The sequence below is a fragment of the Proteiniborus sp. DW1 genome, from assembly GCF_900095305.1.
Classification (GTDB): Bacteria; Bacillota; Clostridia; order Tissierellales; family Proteiniboraceae; genus Proteiniborus.
Genome location: NZ_FMDO01000012.1, coordinates 1 through 17,719, shown reverse-complemented (window position 1 = coordinate 17,719; position 17,719 = coordinate 1). Strand labels below are relative to the sequence as shown.

Genomic DNA, 17,719 nt, shown 5'->3' with positions numbered 1-17,719 from the left:
AAATAACAGTTTATCCTGCAAGAACTTTATTTATTCTATTTGCCAACTCAGAAATTTCATTGCTATCCGTTTCAATCAATCCTAACATCTTTAATGCAGTTAAATAATGTCCTGTCTCATAATAACAAAGAGCTATAAAATAATTTAATTCCTCAAACTTTTGCCTACTAAATACCTTAGTATTTCTAATAATCTCATAGGATAATTTAAAATATACAAGAGCTTGCTGCGGCTCCTTCTTATTGTATAAAATAATTCCCATTTTCTCATAAATATCACTTACATATATGAAATCGTTTTCCCTAGCATAAAAAACTAGTGCACCTAAAAGCTGAGTCATAGCACACTCATATCTTTCATTATGCAATGAAAATACACCCTTTAGATAAAGAGCCTTTGCCCTATAATTGGTTAGTCCATATTTTGATGCCACATAAATTGTCTTATAGAGATTCATCATGTAATCAGCATCACTAATTTCTAAATTAGTCTCAACCTCTTCTATCCACTTTTCACATTTGTCCCTAGCCAAATCTACTTCACTCTTTAATAGATATGATGGCTGAATATATATATCATCATATCCTTTGGATTTGGCATACTCATTGATTTTATTAGCTAAATATGTAGCATTAATAGCATTAATTGCCCTTCTATTATTTTCAAACATAGAGATGTAGTTCTTAGAAAATTTCTCACCAGCAATTTCATCCTGCCTAAGTTTTAGCATCTTTCTAATCTCTTTTAGTCGTTGTCCTGGACTTAAGATATTGAGATCCTTCACGCTACACCACTCCTCAATTTTTATGTACTAATAAAGATTTTAACACAAAAACAACAAAAAAACAGTCATATTTTGTCGATATATTATAGAAATATTAAGAAAAATCAGTTGACTATGTAGTTTTACATACTTTCAGTGCATTTAGACTCTAGCCAAGCACATATATGGTCAATAACATCGTCTCTTGTTTCTTCATTCATTATTTCATGATATAGCCCTTCAAAAATTATTATTTTTTTATCGACAGAGCATATTTTCTCATAAAAATTCTTAGATGCTTCCTTAGAAACGATCTTATCCTCCTCACCATGTAGTATTAAACAAGGATAAGCATACTCTTCTATATTAGCATTTAACCATTTTACTCCCCTTATTAAGAATTCAACATAAAAGTTCAAAGTAGCATCTTTTAAGTTTAAGGGATCTTTTAGATAATTATGCACTACTTCTTGTTTTTTACATAGTTTGTTTGAAATGGGATTTTTAATTCTAAGCTTAGGTGCAAATTTATTTATTAATCCAAATATTTCTCCCTTCATTCCTTTAACCTGAGGTGATGTTGCTGTTGCTGCTCCTGAAAAAATCTGTCCCTTTAGTTTGTCCTTATATTTGATACCATAAGCTGCAGTAATAAATCCTCCCATACTATGCCCCAGCATAAAAATTGGAAGAAGCTCATTTTCTGCTTTTGCCATTTCCACAATAGTATCTGCATCATATAGGAAGTCTTCAAACTTATCGATATGCCCCCTATCTCCCTTAGTTTTCCCATGTCCCCTATTGTCAAATCTATAAACTCCGTAGTTGTGTTCATTTAACCTCTTAGTTAAATACTCATACCTTCCTAAATGTTCAGCAAATCCGTGAACTATTACTACTATTCCTTTAGGATTTTCAGGTATACTCTTCACACAATATAACTCTAACCCATCATATGCTCTAACATAGCCATCTTGATGCATTATGGTATCCCTCCTTAAATTTAACTAGCATATAAGAGTCTCTCTAATCTAAATACTGTTACTATTATTGTACTACATTTTTATAGTTTTTCGAAGAAATATGATAAAATATATTAAGTTATATGAGGTGAAAGGAGTTTAACCATTGGATAGCAATTTTTTTGAATTTCTAAGGATGAAATATAGAATAAATTTAAATGAACAGCAAAAGCTAGCTGTATTACATAAGGATGGACCAGCTATAGTCTTAGCAGTGCCTGGCGCTGGAAAAACCACAGTACTAATATCTCGTACTGCTCATATGATAATGAACTATAATATTAAACCTGAAAATATTTTATCCATTACCTTTAGTAAAGCTGCTGCAAGAGATATGAAAGACAGATTTTCCTCTATATTTGGAAATAATATAGGAAGCAGAACCATATTTTCAACTATACATAGCTTTGCATACTCCATATTAAGAGATTATGCAAATTTAACTAAAACCTACTATAGTTTAATAGAGGGAGATATGTCCTCTGCAAATAAAGCAACCATACTTAGAGATATATATAAGAAAGTAAATAATGCATTTATTAATGATGATAAGTTAGAAGAACTTCAAAGCAGTATCAGTTATATAAAGAATATGATGATAAGTACAGAAGATTTTCTAAAACTAAACAATAATTCTTTTAGTCGGTTTAATGATATTTATAATATGTACGAAAGCTTTAAGAAAAAAAATAATTATATAGATTTTGATGACATGCTAACAATAGCCTATGAAATCCTTAAGTCCAATCCAGACTTACTAAAAAAATATAGAAATAGGTTTAAATATATACAAGTAGACGAAGGTCAGGATACTTCAAAAATTCAAAATGAAATCATAAAACTTATTTCTATGCCAAATAATAATCTGTTTATAGTAGCAGATGATGACCAAAGCATATACGGCTTTAGAGGAGCCATGCCTGAGGAGTTGTTGAATTTCAAGGAAAGATACCCTAATTCAAAAATGTTTTACATGGAGGAAAACTACCGTTCTTCAAATAACATAGTATATATTTGCAATGAGTTCATTAAGAAAAATGTTAATAGGTATACAAAAAAGCTGACTACCTCAAATCCAAGCAATAGACCTATAACTATAGTCAAAGTAAAGGATGAATATCAGCAATACACATATATTATAAATACTCTTTTTAAAAAACAATGCTATTATAATACAGCTATATTATACAGGAATAATCTATCTTTAGTAGGCATTGTAGAAAGCTTCACCAGACACCATATTCCTTTTTATGTAAGAGACTCTAAAATAAACTTCTTTAACCATTGGGTACTAAAGGATATATTAGCATTTTTCAATGTTGCCTTAAACCCTAAGGACAAAGAATCCTTTGAAAAAATATACTTTAAAATGAACAGATACATTTCAAAAAATGCTATGAATTTCGTATTAAATGCTAAAAGCTCTGATACGGTCTTTGATTTACTTCTTGAATTCCCAGGTTTCCAGCATTTTCAACTTGAGAATATTAGAAAGCTCAGTATAGAGTTTAAACGATTATCTAAGAAAAGACCTAGTGAAGGAATTTTGTTCATAGAAGAAGAGTTAGAGTATACTAATTATCTTAAGGACAACTGTAAAAATCTTGGATATTCTTATGATAGTGTTAAATCCATAATAGCAAATATTAAAATAATAGCTAAGGAAACTAAAAACATTCCTGAGTTTCTTGAAAAACTTAATAGGCTACAAAAAAATATTGAAGATTCCAAATTTAATAAGGGAAAAAATGCAGTCCATCTATCTACTATCCATTCTGCAAAGGGCTTAGAATTTGAAAGAGTCTACATGATTGATTTAGTAGACGGTGAATTTCCCTCATCATCTACCATAGAGGCATGTAATGAGGGAAATTTAAAACCATTAGAAGAAGAAAGAAGACTTTTTTATGTAGGTATGACAAGGGCAAGGACCTATTTAGATATAATAACCTTAGACTCAGTAGCTAATGAAAAAGCCGAAAGTTCTAGGTTTGTAAAAGAGCTTCAGGATATTATGCTGGCTCTTCAAGAGTTTCAAATTAGAAATAGCATTAAGATAGGAAGTCAAATAGTTCATTCTAAATTTGGTAAGGGCAAAGTTCAAAATCTGAACAAGGATAAAATCGAGATATTCTTTGAGAATGCTGGTCTAAAAAAAATGTCTTTAAGTAATTGCTTGAAAAAGGGCTTGTTGAAGGTCTAATACTTTATAGCTTTCTGAGACGTAGCCGAAGAGTCCCCTACTTCCAATGTTATAGAGTTCTTTCGGCTATTCTCAGCTAACTAAAAGCACATACCATATTTTTTTCAATAATTATTTATGTTAAAATGCTATGATTAGGCCCCCATCATTTGCATATACAGTACTGATACCTGCTGTCTCAACTATTATGATGTCTTTAAAATTATATCTTCGTATTACTTCTTCTTTGAATTTCATCGCCTTTTCTAAACAATTACAATGAGCTATTCCCAAAATCTTATCCTCTAGCTTTTCTCCTTGTTCTCCTATTATCTCCACCAGTCTTTTAAGAGCTTTCTTTGAGCCTCTTACATTTTCTACTAAAGCAATCTCTCCATTTTCAGTACCTCTCATAATAGGTTTAATTGAAAGCAATGAAGCTATTAGCCCTTTTAGCGAAGTTATTCTTCCAGCTTTAATTAAATTTTCAAGAGATTCAAGAACAAAAAAGGTCTTCATATTTCCTATATATTCGTTTACTTTTTCAACTACTTTATGTGGGTTCTGTTCATATCTTAAAGTTTCAAGTATCTGTAAGCTTATTAAAGTTTCTCCTATTGATGCACTAAAAGAGTCAAATACATGGATAAATTTATTTGGCAAATTCTCTAAAACCATCTTTCTTGCCATCATAGCATGGTTATACGTGCTACTTAGCATAGAAGATAAAGTAACTACGAAAACATTTTCAGCTTCCTCATATTCTTTCATAAAATCCCCCGGGGAAGGACTAGCCGTCTGAGGAGCAGATTCAGAAGAACTCATTACCCTTAATAACTCTTTTATGTCTAAATTTTTATCATCAACATAGGCTTTATCATCTATATGTATAGTCAATGGAACTATATTAACAGCCATAGATTTTCTTAATTCATCATTCAAATCACAACAACTGTCAGCAATAACCTTAAATTTCATCTATACTCCCCCATCATTTCTATTTATTTTATGTGTTTTAATTATTATACATTTTACTAGAAAATAAACAAGTTTTATTAAGAAAAATTATCAAGTAGTTTTCATTACTACATCTTATTATATCACCACAAGCCATAAAAGTACAACAATTATTTATTGTCTTTACTAATAATTTATGTTATGTTATAAATAACCGAGGTGATGATATGAAAATACCAGAAGATAAACTGTATGAGCTTGTAGATGAGGTTTCATTGTTTAATGAAATCGACGCTAGAGATATTCCATGCATAGATCTATATATGGACCAAGTTACTACATTTTTTGATGAAAGGCTTGGTCATTTAAAAAGGGATGAAAAAGATCCTATATTGACTAAAACTATGATCAATAACTATTCTAAGGATAAAATAATCATCCCACCTAAAAGTAAAAAATACAGTAAAGAACATATGATTTTACTTATCCTCATATATAATTTAAAGCAGATACTATCTATCAACGATATTAAATCTTTACTTATGCCTTTAACTAAGGAAATAACTTCAAATGAAAATAATAATATATCTCTAGAGGATATTTATTCTACTTTTATTGATATAAAAAGCGAAGAGTTAAGCAGCTTCCAAGCAAACTTTGAAAGCAAATTTTTGAGTATTAAAGAGAAGCTATCTGAGAAAGATATACCTGAACACCACAGGCTTGAACTTTTATTATTAGTGCTTTCACTAGTCACCCAAGCATATGCTCAAAAAAGACTTGTTGAGAAAATAATAGATAATTTTTTTAAGCAAACAAAATAAAAAATTTATATAAAAACATAAATAAATTAAAAAAGTCTTTTTTGGAGCTCATTGAGAAAGTTCTTGAATATAAGGATTCAAAATAGAACTTTAATATTTGTTATAAAATTTATATAAGAAGCCACATAATAAAAAGTGGCTTCTTATAGTTTCGCACTATCATAAGTGCATAATTGCTTTTTAAAAACTATCTGTCCCTATTATCTTTGTTGTCGTTATTATTATTGCTTTCATTTCTGTTTGCATTGTTTAGATTGTTGCTGTTATTTTTGTTTTTGTTTTTGTTATTTTTGTTCTTAGCCATACATTGACTCCTTTCTTTGGTAGTTCGAAAGTATTTTATCCAAATATAGTAATATTATGTATGGTCTAAAAAAATTTTACATATATTTTTAACGGCAGGCACTGCATACACGCTTATATGCCTTTACACTCAGCAATTCTATATCTGTAGAAAGAAAATCATCCTTAACAGGCTCTTCTTTCATCAAGTCAGTACTCAGATACTTCTTGTTATCATCAGCAAAAACAGTAACTACTACACTATCCTTTCCTAATTTCTCTTGTGCAATTATAGCACCAATAAGATTGGCTCCTGAGGAAATTCCTACTCCTAATCCTAATGTAGAAGCTAATTTTTGAGCCATAATAATTGCATCTCCATCATCCACATGAATAATATCATCTAGCTTTTCAAGCTTAACAATAGGAGGAATAAATTCATCCGATATACCTTGAATTCTATGCTTCCCAACTTGATAACCTGTGGATAATGTAGGAGAGTTAGCAGGTTCAAGTGGATATAGTTTAATGTCTGGGTTCATTTCTCTTAAGTATCTACCAGCTCCCATAATAGTCCCACCTGTTCCTACTCCTGCTACTATTGCATCTGGCTTAAGACCTATCTCTTGTAACTGGTGCCATATTTCAGGTCCTGTTGTTGTGTAATGTGCTTCACAGTTATCTTCATTTGAAAACTGGTGCGGCAAGAAAACGTTTTCGCATTCTTCAGCTAGCTTATCTGCTTTATCTATACTTCCTAGAAAACCGCCCTCTTCCTTACTAACTAACTCAATGTCTGCTCCGTAGCTCTTCATAAGATTTATTCTTTCTTGGCTCATCCAATCGGGCATAAAAATTGTTACCTTGTGTCCTAGTGCCCTACCTAGTGCAGAAAAAGCAATACCTGTGTTTCCACTAGTTGCTTCTGCTATAGTATCTCCCGGCTTTAACCTTCCACGTTCATAGGATTTTTTTAAAATATGTAAAGCCATTCTGTCTTTAATACTACCTGTTAAATTATAATTTTCAGCTTTAGCATAAATTGTACGTTCTTCATTCTTATATTTTAATTTAATTTCTAACAAAGGAGTGTTGCCTATCATTTTAGTTAAGTTATTAATCTTACAATTAATAGATTCAGAACACATGAACCTTCCCTCCCTTTATCACTATTCAGTTTTGACTGTTAATATTGTTAGTCTATGTGGTTCAAACCTTTTTTACAATAAGAAGGAAGACAGGAAAATATTTTCCATGTCTTCTCATCCTATATAGTCTAGTTACTATTATTCTTGGCTTTCCCAGTATTTACTTAAAAATTCCTTAGTTTTATCTGGATCTGCATTGTGAACATTTCCTGTATCTACTAATGTAGAAAGTGTAGAATAAGCTTTTATCTTTAACTTATCGTATACTGCTAAGAATTCATCTTGATTTACGCTATATAAAACAGCCTTTCTTAAATTAACATCAGAGAATTTACTGTTTCCTTTTAGGTTAAAGAAAGCATAGCTAACACCATTGCTTGGTCTCTTTTGAAGATGTAGCTTAGGGTCGTTTTCAACTAATGAATATTTATCTTCTGGAACACTATATAATAAGTGAACTTCTCCACTTCTAAAAGCTGAAAGTGAGCTATCAGCATCTTTGATGAATTTAACAACTACTTTTGAAATTCTAGGCTCATGTTTTGTTCCAGCCATGTAGCCAGGATTCTTTTCAAACACTACTTCGTAGTCATTTTTATATATAGCTATATATGGTCCACTTACAGCTAATGTATTGTTATATGTGGCACCTTCTGTAATAGTAGTTTGGTCTCCATATGCAATGTCTTTGTTTCTATCATAAGTTGCCACGTCATAAGTATTTATAGCTTCTACCTGTGCCTTAGATACAATACCTGCTGATTGGTGAGCTAAGTAGTTTAGTACTTGTGGGAATGGTTTGTTAGTAGTTACTTTAACTACTTGGTATTTACCTTCTGCATTGTTTACATCTTTTTTATCAGCAACAATTTGACTAATTGAACTTGGTAAACCTTTCTCTAGTGCTTCTTTTACAGTAATGCTTTGCCCAGATACATTTTTAGATTCTAGCTCTTGAATATCAGTAACTATTTCAATTTTATCCATGCTTGAATGTAAGCTATATGTTCTGTGATCAGGAACAGAGCTTTTATCCTTTGCTCTTTCTAATGAAAATACAACATCCTCAGCACCTACTAACTCACCTGAATCAACAGCTTTTTTATCTTGTACCTTAGCAAATTTTACATTATCTCTTAATATAAAATAGTATTCTGTATTTCCATCAGCTATAACATTGTTATAAGATAATGAACCTTCTGAAGTCACTTCATCATCATCTGTAAGGTTAACTAATCTAACATACATATTAGTATTGATTATATTTATTGAGCCGTCATTACCCTTGATTGGGTCTAGTGATGTAAGAGATGACATTGTTTGACTGAATAAAAATGGTTCTGTTGTTCTCTTTGATTCATCAACAAAGTCTAATTCTTCCCATGGTAATGAACGAGATTTACTTAATCTAACGCTGTCTAACTTTAATACTTCTTTATTTATAGCTTGGCTCTTGTAGTTTGAGTATAGTGGAATTATATAAGCGTTGTCTTCTACAAGTACTTTTTCAAGTTCTTTGTAAGTTTTTGCATATTCTTCAGGTGTTTGAGTAGATGCTTCTTCTACAAGTCTGTCAAGCTCTGAATCTGATAGTCCATAGTCATTATAATCTCCACCTGTTGTAAATAAAGACCTTACAGCATAATCAGGGTTTCCTGTAACTGTAGTCCATCCTGAAATAGCAAGATCATAATTACCTGCATCTTTTTGGCCTGTAAAACTACCATAATCTGGTTGTAAGTTCAATTTCACGTTAAACCCTGCTTTAGAAAGTTGATCTCTTAAAATATTTAAATCTTTTTCATTGGAACTCATTGCTAATAGGGTAATATCAACTGCACTTACATTTGAACTTCCATCTGAGCCGCCAGTAGTCACTTGTTCTTTAGTTTTTACGTTACATCCTGTTAGTGCTCCAAGCATCAGTACTGCAACTAATAATAGCGTGATTGATCTTTTCATAATTATATCTCTCCTTTGTTATGAAATATTTGGTAAATATTTGACTTGAAGATAAACTGTTAAGGTACTAACCACCCCCTCAAAACAAAGAATTATTAAGGTTATTTAGTGTCAAAATGTAATGTTCCATTTTTTATTTCATTGCATCTGAAACATGCTACAAAATGATCCTTTTCAACTTCTAGTAGCTTGGGATCTTCTTTTGTACATTGTTCAGTTGCAAATGGACATCTTGCTGAAAATCTACATCCAGGCTTTGGATTGATAGGTGACACAATTTCACCCTTTAAAATTATTTTCTTTTTCTTGACCCTTATGTTAGTAGAAGGTATAGCTGATAATAAGGCTATAGTATATGGATGTAGCGGCTTCTTAAATATATCTTTTTTAGGCGCTTTTTCTATAAGTTGACCTAAATACATAACACCAATGTTATCAGATATATGCTTAACAACAGATAAGTCGTGTGATATAAAAATATAGGTTAATCCAAGCTTTTCTTGAAGCTCCATCATCAGATTAAGAATCTGAGCTTGTACAGAAACATCAAGTGCACTAACAGGTTCATCGCAGACAATAAACTTTGGGTTTATTGCCAGCGCCCTAGCTATAACAACACGCTGACGTCTCCCACCGTCAAACTCATGTGGATATAGATTATATGCACGCTTAGACAGTCCTACATATTCCATTAAGCTCTCTACTCTTTCTTTTCTCTCTTTGTCGCTTTTGTACACATTATGAAGCTTTAAAGGTTCTTCTATAATCTGAGATATAGTAAACCTTGGATTAAGAGAAGCATAAGGATCTTGAAAAATAATTTGCATATGCTTTCTCATTTGTCTCATTTCTTCTTTATTAAAGGTTGTAATGTCCATTCCATCATATATTATATTTCCAGATGTAGGTTCATGAAGACGTAATATAACTCTTCCTAAAGTACTCTTCCCGCATCCTGATTCTCCAACTATTCCTAATGTTTCACCTTCGTTAATAGATAAGCTTACGTTATCAACTGCATGTAAGTACCCATTAGGTACAGTAAAATATTTTTTTAAGTTCTTAACTTCTAATAAAGGCCTCATAATTATTGCTCCTTTTCAAATAATGAAAAATGACATTTATAGCAGTGTCCTTCCCCTTGAACAGATGGTGATACTTTTTCGCATATATCCTTCTTATACTTACACCTTGGATGAAAGAAGCATCCACTTGGAAGTGCTGTAGCATTAGGAGCACTTCCTGGAATAGGAATCAATTTTTCGCTGTCTTCATCTAGCTTTGGTATAGATTCAAATAATCCTCTAGTATAAGGGTGCTTAGCATTTGTATAAACTTCTTCGATTGTTCCTGATTCAACTATTTCACCTGCATACATTATAGCCACTTTGTCACATGTCTCAGCTACTACTCCTAAATCATGTGTTATTAAAATCATAGACATATTATATTTTCTCTGCAGGTCACGAATTATATCTAAAACCTGAGCCTGAATAGTCACATCTAATGCTGTAGTAGGTTCATCTGCAATTAAAAGCTGTGGATTACATAATAAAGCCATTGTAATAACTACTCTTTGTTTCATACCTCCAGAAAATTGGTGAGGATAGTCATCAAATCTATCTTCCTTAACTCCGACAACCTTTAGCATTTCTATAACCTGTTTCTTTGCTTCTTCTTTACTTACTTTTTTATGAGCTAAAATAACTTCTACTAGTTGTTCGCCTATAGTCATTATTGGATTTAAAGAAGTCATTGGATCCTGAAATATCATAGATATTCCATTTCCTCTCATCTGTTGATTTTCTCTATCTGAATTAAAAATAAGATTTTTACCTTGGAATATAATTTCTCCATCTATAATGACTCCAGGAGGGTATGGTACTAACTGCATTATTGATAATGCTGTAGTAGTCTTCCCAGCACCTGTTTCACCAACTAATCCTAAGCTTTCTCCTTGCTTTAGTGAGAGATTAATCCCGTTTACTGCTCTAACAGTCTCGTCTTCTGTAATATAGTGAACATGAAGATTTTTAATTTCTAATATGTTGTTACTATACAAAATACAACCTCCTTCCTTACTTCAATTTAGGATCTAACGCATCTCTAAGACCATCACCAAAATAATTAAATGCTAGTACTATTAATATAATTGCTAGTCCCGGGAAAATAGCTAAGTGAGGGCTTGTCTCAAGATAGTTGCTTCCTGCCTTAAGTATATTGCCCCATTCAGGTATATGAGGTTCTACCCCTAAGCCTAAGTAGCTTAAAGAGCTGGTAGACAGCACAGCACCGCCAATTCCTAAAGTTGCCCTAACTATAACAGGTGCAAGTGAGTTAGGTATTATATGTCTAAATATAATTGTATAATCTTTAGCACCACAAGCCTTGGCAGCTTCTACGAACTCTTGGTTAGCTATGCTCATGACAGTAGCTCTAACAGTTCTTGCAAACATAGGCACAGAACCAATACTTAGTGCCAAAATCAAGTTTATTGTACTAGCACCAAAAGCTGCTACTATAGCTATGGCTAGTAGTATACCTGGAACAGCATAAAGCACATCTAAAAGTCTCATTATTGTATTATCTATTCTGTTTCCATAATAGCCTGATACTGCACCTAAAATTCCTCCTATTATAATAGGAACTAATGTTGCAACTATACCTACAACCAGCGATATCCTAGCACCAAATACTATTCTAGTAAATACGCATCTTCCATAATTATCAGTACCAAAAGGATACTCTAAACTAGGCTCTAAAAGTATAGTCGAATAATTATTGTCTATTGCAATAGAATAATCGAATGTCAAATAACTACAAATGGATAACGAAAGAAGAAGTGTTACTACAAACATACCTAGAACCGACATATAGTTTCTAAATAATCTTCTTAAAACATCTATCCATTCAATAGATATATCTTCGTCTTTATGTCTTGATTTGCTTATAATTATTAATCCTAAAAGAAAAGCAAATACATTTCCTATTACAATACTAAGAATAAGAGGTATAGCAAATGGTATTAGCTTTTTGTCTACTTTTTTGCCTTTAACAAATTTTGATACCATGATCATTGTCACTATATAGAATAATGTAATTCCTATCAGTATCCCCATTCCAAGCAAAAAAGTATTAGCTACATACTCTTTAAACAGATTAAGTGCAGATATAAGCATAATTGTAATAACCGTCAATATTGAATATATACAGAGATTATACTCTATGGTTTTTTCCTTCTTAATTAAGTTAAAACCAGCTATTGCTATGAAGAAGTTTCCAGTTAGCGCAAATGGAATAAGGAAATATCCTATTATTCTTGTAGAAATCTTTATATCATCATATTTTAAGATATCATTTTTTATCTTCAAGGTAACTAGAAACTGGATAACAGCTGATATTAAAAACACTGCTGAAACAGCAATAGACGTATACTTTATCTCTCTAGCTGCTAAATCAAAACTTAATATAAATATAATTAAAAACAATAACAAAGATGCTCCCCACGCAAAAGTGGAAGTCTTGTATTCTTGAAAGCTATTTAGTTTTCTTTGCTCAACTCTTTTCATATACTGTTTATTTTCCATAGCTAACTCTCTCCTTAATAGGATTTCATTTTGGATTTTATTCTAGGATCCAGGAATGCATACATTATATCTACTATTAGATTAGCTAAACTTATAATAACTGCAACGTAGACTACACCTGCAAGCACAATAGGTATATCAGGAACAAACTGCTTGTCTACTATAAAGCTACCGATACCATTAATGTTAAACACCTTTTCAGTTACAGCAGAACCACCTAGCATTCCACCAAACTGTAATCCTACCACAGTAACAATTGGAATCATAGCATTACCAAGAATGTGCTTTACAATAACTTTCCTTTCACTCAGCCCCTTTGCACGAGCGGTAGTGATATAGTCTGCATTTTTCACTTCTAGCATAGATGACCTAGTCATTCTAGCAACACTAGCTGCCAGCCCAGTTCCTAAAACAATACTCGGCATAATGAGTGTCTTCCAATTACCCACAATAAACGTGGCAGGCAACCATTGCATTTTTATAGAGAAATTCAAAATCATTATTAATCCCAGCCAAAAGTTTGGAATAGATAGCCCTAATAATGCAAATAGCATAAATACATAGTCAAAAGATGAATACTGTTTTATTGCAGATATGATACCTGCAGGTATTGCAATGATTATAGCAATTATTAGTGAAGCAAAAGTTAGTTTTAATGTTACAGGAAATTTTCTCATAAGTGCTGCCATTACATCTTCATTACCTACATAGGACTTGCCTAAGTCAAATGAAAATAGACTCTTGAATGTGTTAAAAAGTTGTATATGATAAGGTTTGTCTAGACCGTATATACTATTAAACTGAGCAACCTGTTCTGGTGTGGCAGTTTGCCCTAATATATTTACTGCAGGATCCATTGGTGATAAATATAATATTGTAAATACTAGCCATGTAACACCAAAAATGACAAACACCATCATAAAAAGTCTCTCAGTGATAAATTTTGTGTAAGGATTGCTGAATATTAAAATCAATATGTACATTGGTAAAGAAATAATTATTGAGATAAAAAGAAACAGCTTATTATTAAACATTTCTATAAATGCTTGGCAGAAAGTAAAATTTTTAACGTTGTTCTGTCTTGTTGTTATACTCAATTCATTCTCAATTGCTTCGTTAAACTGTTTGTTTGCAATTTCTTTTACTTGACGTTTAAATTCTTCAGTGCTCAGTTCTTTATTAAAGAAAACAAGCTTGTTTTTTAGTTGTTCTTCAGCCTTTTCATATATCTCGTCTTTAATTCCTTCTAGCTCAAGTCTCTGTGAAATACTTTCTCTCAACTTAGCATAGTTATTGTTTTGTCTGTTTCGGAAATATTTTATAACAACAAAGGGGAGGGAAAGAATTCCAAATACGAGCAATAATGCCCTATATAAGGGGTGTTTATACATTTTCTCAAATGTCACTCCGAGACCTTTAATCAACTTATTTACCTCCTTCTTTATCCTTTAATTGCTCCAGTTTTATTGACTCTTTATCAAATACTATCTCTTCACCATTATTGATAACTACGCAAGGTAAACCTACCTTTCCAGCCTTTTTAATATCTTCAAACACAGGAGCATTATCCCTGTATTTTAAGAAGTTTTTTAAATTTAACATATTTTCAGTAATATCTAGATATAAAAAGTTAATTCCCTCATTTGAAAGAAACTCTTTCATTGGTTCACAGCCCGGTCAATGTTTGCTTCCAAAAACAACTACTTTTTTCATGAACATTCCTCCAGTATTTTTAATTATTTCTTCAGTATACTTTTCAATAATTATTTTTTTGTTAATAAACACCTCTCTTTCTAACTGCTATAGTAATATTTATTGCAAAAAACATACCATCTTTTAAGAACTGATTATTACAATAAATATAAAAAAATCAAAATCTCGTTTTTAAGATTTTGCTCTTAATAAAATCATGCAATTTAGTTTTTAAGCCGATTCTCAAAAACGAGACAAGTCTCATTTTTGAGAACGGCAATTTATTCTAAAAAATAATTAGCTGTCGTGTCCTTTACTTTTTTAAAATAACTCTAATTTTCATCATCTAAACGAATACCTAATTCTTTAATTTTTCTATAAAAAGTAGCTCGTCCTATATCTAATTCCTTACAGATCTGTTGTACCATATATTCTCTACTATTAGAATAAGAGTATTTATCTATACAGTTAGCAATAAGCTCTCTTTCTAATTCTTTGATAGATGCTCCTAAGGATCTACCATTAAAACGGTCTGCTAGCTTACAATTTTCCTGATTAATTAAAAGTCTTTTCTCTACCAGCTTACTGCTTATCATATTTCCTGTTTCAAAATTAACTGCATATTCTATAAGATTTTGAAGTTCTCTTACATTTCCTGGCCAAGGATAACTTAAGAGCAGCTTAATTGCATCAGGTGATATTCCTTTAATATCTTTTTTAAGCATTTCAGCAAAATATTTAACGAAATGATTAGCGATAAAAATAATGTCCTCTTGCCGATTTCTCAAAGGAGGAATATTAAGAGGTATGACATTAAGTCTGTAATACAAATCTTCTCTAAATAACCCTTCCTTCACTCGTTTCTGCAAATCCACATTTGAGGCTGCTATTATTTTAATGTCTATTTTTTGTATTCTGTTACTTCCAATTCTAGATACCTCTTTTTCCTGCAAAATTCTAAGCAGCTTCACCTGTAATCGATATGGCATCTCACTAATCTCATCTAAAAAAACTGTCCCTTTATCCGCAACTTCAAACTTTCCTATCTTATTAGAATAAGCCCCAGTAAAAGCACCTTTTTCATATCCAAAAAGCTCACTTTCAAATAGTTCATCCGGTATGGCGCCACAGTTAATTGGAACAAAGGCATACTCTCTTCTATCGCTGTAATTATGTATAGCTCTAGCAAATATTTCTTTACCAGTACCGCTTTCTCCTAAAATCAATATATTTGAATCAGATAATGCAGCTTTTTTGGCTAATTGTTTTACTTCGAGAAATTCCTCTGATATTCCTAAAACATTATCAAATTGAAGCCTTAACTGATTTTTTTCAATTGATTGCATTACCTGCTTTTTTAAATAGTTAATATTCTGTATAGTCAACATAACTTCCTTAGAATAGCTTTCCGTTCTTAAATAAGTGATGGTTACAAGAAGGCTATACTTCATTCCAAGTATATCTATTGCAATTTCACAGGGGTGTGTACATTCATCATTATCTAATAGACTTTGAAGAAGTTCATTTTTTCTAATTTCACTTACAAAATCGTCCATATTTTCTATTCCAATTTCATCTAATATTCTCACTAATGAATTGTTTGTATATAAGATTCTTCCCTCACTATCGTAGATTACAACACCTGAGTTTATGGTATCAAGTATTCCCTTCATTCTATCTGTTAGTATTTTTTTCTCCATATTAGTCTGATACTCTGAATATTTTCCTTCAAGGAGATAGGCCATCTTTTCAAGATAATTTAAATATATATCTTTGTTTTTGATAAGCTGCTTTTTTTGTTCCTCATTAAATGCAACAATACCTAGTACGCCAATGACCTTTTCTCCTTGTTTAATAGGAACACATATGGTAGCATGCTCTGTACACGTCAAAACTCTAGAACATTTACAAAAAAGCGAGTTGTCCTGACACCTATTTGTGATTACCTGGGGTTTACCAGTAGATAGACATCTATCAAAAGCTGAATTTTTCTCTATTTGCACGTTAACTAAAGGTTTATAGAAACCCGTCCCTGCTACACGCTCCATTTGCTCATTCATTATAGTTACGTCCATATCAAGAACTGCCTCAATGGCTTCGGCAACTCTTTGTGACAACTCATAATACTCTTGAATACCCGTTTTATTTAAATTCATTAAATTGCCCCCTTTATTAGCTTTAGCAACTTATGAAAATAGTTATTGTCTATTTTATTATAACTTAGTTTTTTTGCAATGTATACATTTTCGCCATTTATTCTGTAAATTTGCTAAAATTTTACCCCTTATTTTGTTTTAGGTTATTATATCTATACAATATTGTTATCATACGCTCTAAGCTGATTGGCTCTTTTGGAGATGACCCATCTGTAAGATTTACTCCTGGACTAGTTGCCCATTCCATAGCTTTCTCTGCCCATGGGCTTATGGATGTTTTTTGTAACTCTGCAGCAACCATGGATTTAAACCGATTCCATTCTTCCCAGTTGTTTTTCTCAAGTATTCTAGGACAATGTTTACCGCTCCAGTCATAGTGTCTTCTCAATCGCTCTATTCCCCATCCTTTTTCTCTTAGTATTTGTGCTGATAATTTAACTGCGTTTTTTATGGTCTTCTCTCTATCTCCACTTTCGCATATCTCTATAGATATAGATTTATTGTTTCCAGGACCATTTTTCCCATCTCCTGCATGCCATGCTATTTCATTTTGAGGTATAGCTTCAATGACTTGTTTATCGTCAACTACTAGATGCCAGCTAGCAGTTCTTGTATTGCTAGGATTTGTTAGCCAATCTCTTTCGTTTTGTGCTGTGCTTTTTAGATTAGCTGTGCTGTGGATAGTCAAGTATTCAGGATTCATAACTTTTCCGGGCCTTCTGTTAAAGGCTGTAGTCTTTGGAATGTGTTGGACATTAATATTCATATAAATCCTCCCTTTTAAATTCATGTCCATTTGGTAATATAAGATATGTAATGTAATTAAAATTGGTACTATAAATTACAGTACCAGAACATATGTTTATTGTGAAGAATTTATATTGTATACATAAAACCAATAAAACTTATATAACCTATAAAAAGGCCTATAGATGCTCAATCAATAGGCCAAAATTTATTTCATAGTATTTAGTTGAATTACTCTTATTCTTCAATTGTAGCTTTTAATCTTGGCATATTATTATGAAGCATTATATAAATACTCCATCAATACCTGATTCCTTAGCTATTTTGTTTTCTTCAGCATCTTTGATGTCTACACAATAGTTTTCTTTATCTATACCTAAGGATTTTAAATAGGTCT

14 protein-coding genes are annotated in these 17,719 nt (G+C 31.7%); 2 read left to right on the top strand and 12 right to left on the bottom strand.

The window, feature by feature from the left end:
* Positions 1 to 10: 10 nt before the first annotated feature.
* A complete protein-coding gene (locus DW1_RS03035; protein ID WP_074349165.1) occupies positions 11 to 784 on the bottom strand; it encodes a helix-turn-helix domain-containing protein in 774 nt (257 codons plus the stop codon).
* Between the two features lie 122 nt (positions 785 to 906).
* Entirely contained in the window at positions 907 to 1,746 is an 840-nt protein-coding gene (locus DW1_RS03030; RefSeq protein WP_074349164.1) for an alpha/beta hydrolase, read from the bottom strand.
* A 145-nt stretch (positions 1,747 to 1,891) separates the two neighbouring features.
* Between DW1_RS03030 and DW1_RS03025 the strand changes: the two genes are divergently transcribed.
* Entirely contained in the window at positions 1,892 to 3,988 is a 2,097-nt protein-coding gene (locus DW1_RS03025; protein WP_200800459.1) for an ATP-dependent helicase, read from the top strand.
* 120 nt (positions 3,989 to 4,108) lie between these two features.
* On the opposite strand, the gene DW1_RS03020 is transcribed toward DW1_RS03025, so the two are convergent.
* The gene (locus DW1_RS03020) at positions 4,109 to 4,945 is read right to left on the bottom strand and encodes a DegV family protein (protein WP_074349163.1); all 837 of its coding nucleotides are present in this window, start codon (positions 4,943 to 4,945) and stop codon (positions 4,109 to 4,111) included.
* Positions 4,946 to 5,151: 206 nt separating this feature from the next.
* Between DW1_RS03020 and DW1_RS03015 the strand changes: the two genes are divergently transcribed.
* Positions 5,152 to 5,748, top strand: coding sequence for a DUF1836 domain-containing protein (locus tag DW1_RS03015; protein WP_074349162.1), 597 nt, complete (start codon positions 5,152 to 5,154; stop codon positions 5,746 to 5,748).
* A gap of 392 nt (positions 5,749 to 6,140) precedes the next feature.
* On the opposite strand, the gene DW1_RS03010 is transcribed toward DW1_RS03015, so the two are convergent.
* The 9 genes from DW1_RS03010 to DW1_RS02970 all read right to left on the bottom strand — a co-directional run bounded on the left by DW1_RS03010 (position 6,141) and on the right by DW1_RS02970 (position 17,341).
* The gene (locus tag DW1_RS03010; protein WP_074349161.1) at positions 6,141 to 7,178 is read right to left on the bottom strand and encodes a PLP-dependent cysteine synthase family protein; all 1,038 of its coding nucleotides are present in this window, start codon (positions 7,176 to 7,178) and stop codon (positions 6,141 to 6,143) included.
* A 138-nt stretch (positions 7,179 to 7,316) separates the two neighbouring features.
* Positions 7,317 to 9,140, bottom strand: coding sequence for an ABC transporter substrate-binding protein (locus DW1_RS03005; RefSeq protein ID WP_074349160.1), 1,824 nt, complete (start codon positions 9,138 to 9,140; stop codon positions 7,317 to 7,319).
* Positions 9,141 to 9,241: 101 nt separating this feature from the next.
* Entirely contained in the window at positions 9,242 to 10,225 is a 984-nt protein-coding gene (locus DW1_RS03000) for an ABC transporter ATP-binding protein (protein WP_074349159.1), read from the bottom strand.
* A gap of 2 nt (positions 10,226 to 10,227) precedes the next feature.
* Positions 10,228 to 11,202, bottom strand: coding sequence for an ABC transporter ATP-binding protein (locus DW1_RS02995; RefSeq protein WP_074349158.1), 975 nt, complete (start codon positions 11,200 to 11,202; stop codon positions 10,228 to 10,230).
* 16 nt (positions 11,203 to 11,218) lie between these two features.
* Positions 11,219 to 12,727 carry an ABC transporter permease gene (locus DW1_RS02990; RefSeq protein WP_074349157.1) on the bottom strand — a complete coding sequence of 503 codons (1,509 nt, stop codon included), beginning with the start codon at positions 12,725 to 12,727 and terminating at the stop codon, positions 11,219 to 11,221.
* Positions 12,728 to 12,741: 14 nt separating this feature from the next.
* Positions 12,742 to 14,151, bottom strand: coding sequence for an ABC transporter permease (locus DW1_RS02985; RefSeq protein WP_242942424.1), 1,410 nt, complete (start codon positions 14,149 to 14,151; stop codon positions 12,742 to 12,744).
* Between the two features lies 1 nt (position 14,152).
* On the bottom strand, positions 14,153 to 14,389 hold the full coding sequence (locus tag DW1_RS02980) for a hypothetical protein (RefSeq protein WP_074349156.1): 237 nt from the start codon (positions 14,387 to 14,389) through the stop codon (positions 14,153 to 14,155).
* 362 nt (positions 14,390 to 14,751) lie between these two features.
* Entirely contained in the window at positions 14,752 to 16,575 is a 1,824-nt protein-coding gene (locus DW1_RS02975; protein WP_074349155.1) for a sigma-54-dependent Fis family transcriptional regulator, read from the bottom strand.
* Between the two features lie 121 nt (positions 16,576 to 16,696).
* Complete coding sequence (locus DW1_RS02970; RefSeq protein ID WP_074349154.1) at positions 16,697 to 17,341, bottom strand: peptidoglycan recognition protein family protein; 645 nt, start codon at positions 17,339 to 17,341, stop codon at positions 16,697 to 16,699.
* Positions 17,342 to 17,719 lie beyond the last annotated feature (378 nt).

Excerpts from the sequence above, each read along its gene's own strand:
- DW1_RS02990 (WP_074349157.1), bottom strand. The coding sequence starts at position 12,727 with ATGGAAAATAAACAGTATATGAAAAGAGTTGAGCAAAGAAAACTAAAT.
- DW1_RS02975 (WP_074349155.1), bottom strand. The coding sequence starts at position 16,575 with ATGAATTTAAATAAAACGGGTATTCAAGAGTATTATGAGTTGTCACAA.
- DW1_RS02970 (WP_074349154.1), bottom strand. The coding sequence starts at position 17,341 with ATGAATATTAATGTCCAACACATTCCAAAGACTACAGCCTTTAACAGA.
- DW1_RS03000 (WP_074349159.1), bottom strand. The coding sequence starts at position 10,225 with ATGAGGCCTTTATTAGAAGTTAAGAACTTAAAAAAATATTTTACTGTA.
- DW1_RS03010 (WP_074349161.1), bottom strand. The coding sequence starts at position 7,178 with ATGTGTTCTGAATCTATTAATTGTAAGATTAATAACTTAACTAAAATG.
- DW1_RS03020 (WP_074349163.1), bottom strand. The coding sequence starts at position 4,945 with ATGAAATTTAAGGTTATTGCTGACAGTTGTTGTGATTTGAATGATGAA.
- DW1_RS03030 (WP_074349164.1), bottom strand. The coding sequence starts at position 1,746 with ATGCATCAAGATGGCTATGTTAGAGCATATGATGGGTTAGAGTTATAT.
- DW1_RS03005 (WP_074349160.1), bottom strand. The coding sequence starts at position 9,140 with ATGAAAAGATCAATCACGCTATTATTAGTTGCAGTACTGATGCTTGGA.
- DW1_RS02980 (WP_074349156.1), bottom strand. The coding sequence starts at position 14,389 with ATGAAAGAGTTTCTTTCAAATGAGGGAATTAACTTTTTATATCTAGAT.
- DW1_RS03015 (WP_074349162.1), top strand. The coding sequence starts at position 5,152 with ATGAAAATACCAGAAGATAAACTGTATGAGCTTGTAGATGAGGTTTCA.